Origin of the sequence: Pseudomonas sp. PA-1-6B (assembly GCF_021609545.1) — a bacterium.
GTDB lineage: Bacteria > Pseudomonadota > Gammaproteobacteria > Pseudomonadales > Pseudomonadaceae > Aquipseudomonas > Aquipseudomonas fluorescens_BV.
The window spans coordinates 1-1,456 of record NZ_WJZM01000125.1 but is presented as its reverse complement, the minus strand read 5'-3'; the positions used below and the strand labels follow the sequence as shown (position 1 = coordinate 1,456).

The following is a 1,456-nucleotide window of genomic DNA, read 5'->3' as shown; positions in this document are numbered from 1 at the left end:
TGAAGTGCGCCCCAAAAGTTGGACAGCTGTTGGTTAGGTTACAGCGGACCGAGTTCTGTACGCTACAGGGCTCAGTCCGCCAAGCTTCGTTTTGATTCGCTTATGGTTGTAGTAATGGATGTACTCATCCAACCCAGCCTGCAGTTGAGCCACACTGTCGAAGCTTTCCCGGTAGTAAAACTCTGACTTCAGCGTGCCGAAGAAGCTCTCCATCGTGGCGTTGTCATAGCAGTTTCCTCTGCGTGACATGCTCTGCTCAAGGCCCGCTTTCTCCAGGCGCTCCCGGTATTTTGGGTATCGATAGTGCCAGCCCTGATCCGAGTGCAACATGGGTTTAGCGCCCTCTGGCAAGCGCTCAAGAGCTTGTTCCAGCATGTCTCCCACCAAGGCATATTGAGGGCGTGTGGCGGTCTGATAGGCCACGATCTCCCCGTTGTATAAGTCTAAAACTGGCGACAAATACAGCTTTTGGCCGGCCACTTTGAACTCAGTGACATCCGTCACCCATTTCTGATTCGGTTGCTCGGCCTCAAACTGACGGGCCAGGGTATTGGGTGATGTCTCGCCCACTACCCCTCGATAAGACCTGTACTTCTTCGGACGCAACATACATTTGAGGCTCAACTCTCCCATCAGGCGTCGCACCGTTTTACCGTTAATGGGGCTGTTTTTACGTAGCTCCAAAGTCATCCGACGGTAACCAAAGCGACCTTTATGCTCGCCCTGGATAGCCTGGATAGAGGCTTTGACCGAGATGAATCGGTCTTCAACGCCCATCGCTTTGAGTTGGTAGTAGTAAGTACTTCGCGCAAGTCCCAGCAGTTTGAGTAGATCATTCAAGGGAAAGTCTTGCCTCAGCTCACTGATTATTTGGGCTTTTTCTTCGCTTCTTTCTCCCGCCTCATCACCGCCTCGCCTAACTCCCCAAGCTTTTTTAGGTAGGCGTTCTCCATGCGCAAATACTGAAGCTCATCAAGCAAGGCTTTATGCGCAAGCTGTTCGGCGGTGAATGGTGCAGTGGTTTTTTGAGGTTTAGCAGGAGGCTTGGGCATAACGGTATTCAGTCCTTTTTTCCCTGAGGCCAGGGCTTCAATGCCGCCACTGTAATACTGCTGTTGCCATCTGCCCACCTGGCTGGAGTTACCCAGATTGAAGAGCGCCGCTGCGCGGCGCAAGGAAAGGCTGTCACGCCACATGCGTTGCAGAACGGAGAACTTGAACAAAGCACTGTAACGCTCGCCAGTACTGCTCAGACCGGCTTCACCATGCAGTCGGTAAGCCTCCACCCAGCGGCGCAGCAAAGTGGGGTCCATGTGAAATTGAGCGGCGATACGTCGAAAACCACGGCCTCGCTCAAGAAAGGCGCTGATGGCGGAAAGCTTGAATTGCGTCGTGTATTTGCTCATGAAAAAGCCCCAGGAGTTGGATGGGTGTCCAACTTCTGGGGCGCACTTCA

The 1,456-nt window shown here is 53.1% G+C and carries 1 protein-coding gene; it reads right to left on the bottom strand.

Features of this window, described 5'->3' with window-relative positions; genetic code table 11:
- Positions 1 to 33: 33 nt before the first annotated feature.
- Positions 34 to 1,406 (bottom strand): IS3 family transposase gene (locus tag GIV35_RS27195; protein WP_233475429.1). Its coding sequence is split into 2 segments (ribosomal slippage): positions 34 to 903 and positions 906 to 1,406, totalling 1,371 coding nucleotides; the frame shifts between segments, so codons are not numbered across the junction.
- Positions 1,407 to 1,456 lie beyond the last annotated feature (50 nt).